The sequence below is a fragment of the Klebsiella sp. 10982 genome (genome assembly GCF_048589245.1).
Taxonomy (GTDB): Bacteria; Pseudomonadota; Gammaproteobacteria; order Enterobacterales; family Enterobacteriaceae; genus Klebsiella; species Klebsiella quasivariicola.
The window spans coordinates 1-1096 of sequence record NZ_JBMAXV010000123.1; the positions used below are offsets into that span (position 1 = coordinate 1).

Genomic DNA, 1096 nt, shown 5'->3' on the forward strand with positions numbered 1-1096 from the left:
TGTATGGGTCCACCACATATTGCAATTTTTACTCTCACGTAAAATATAGTCCACTGGCGTCATCAGTTCGAGTGATTTATGTGGCCTTTTGCTGTTATACAGCACCAGATATTCAGCCATTCTTTGATTAAACAAATTCAGGTCCTCAAAAAGCAACAATTCATTGAATTCAATAAATTGTTCTCTAAGTGTCCGGTTAAATCGCTCACAGGTCGCATTCATTTTCGGTGTGTACGGATAGGTCCAGATGTGTTTAATCGAGGCTTCCTGTAGCGTTTTATCAAAGTTACCGAGGAACTCCTTACCGTTGTCAGTGACAACTTGTCTGATAGCGACAGGAAAGAGCTTTGTGGCCTTGCTGAAGAAATGGCTGGTAATATCGCTGTTGAGTGAAGGGACCGCCAGGGCCAGCGCATAGTCGCTGTGCTCGTCGATCATGGTAATGATATAGCGGCGTAGGTCCCCCATCCTGAGTTCAATCGCGTCCATCCCTATGAGTTCGCCTGTTTTTACCGGGCGGTATTGTTTTGGTCTTCTGGGCTTCACTGAGCGTTTTTTTATCAACCGGGCTTTGCCCCTGGCGCTGAGGCGTACGGGGATCATCCGCATTTTATCGTGAGCACCAGCAATGATTCTTCCAATGGTTGACGTGCTGGGACAGGTAAAATGCCGCGCTTCACACCATGGTTTCAGCCTGACAAAAATCTGCTCTTTGCCGAGATTGGGTAACTCAGTTCTCAGACGCCTGATCTCCTTGAGTACATCAGGATGCCAGTGCCTTGAACGGCGAACCAGAGGGGCTTTGCTTCTTGGAATTAGTGCTTCTGGACCACCGGTGCGCAGTAACCGGCGCCACCAGTAGAGTGTTCGCGTTGATACGTCAAAAGCATCAGCTGCGGCACGGATCCCGTGCTTATCCCAGAAGTTCAGAGCCTTCATTCTTAACTTCGCAATCTCGGGCATAAGAGAGTGTTTCATCGCATAAGCAGTTGCTCGGTAATACCCAAAATAGCCGACACCGATATGCTGCATCAACATCTGGCAATCCCTCCTTTAGTGTTCTGAGGCAATTGCAATATCTGTGTGAACTTACACA

At 47.8% G+C, this 1096-nt stretch carries 1 protein-coding gene; it reads right to left on the minus strand.

The window, feature by feature from the left end; all coding sequences use genetic code 11:
* Window positions 1-1038: IS481 family transposase (locus tag ACKLKD_RS27870; protein WP_004153148.1), on the minus strand; the 1038-nt coding region annotated here is incomplete at its 3' end.
* Between the last annotated feature and the right edge of the window lie 58 nt (window positions 1039-1096).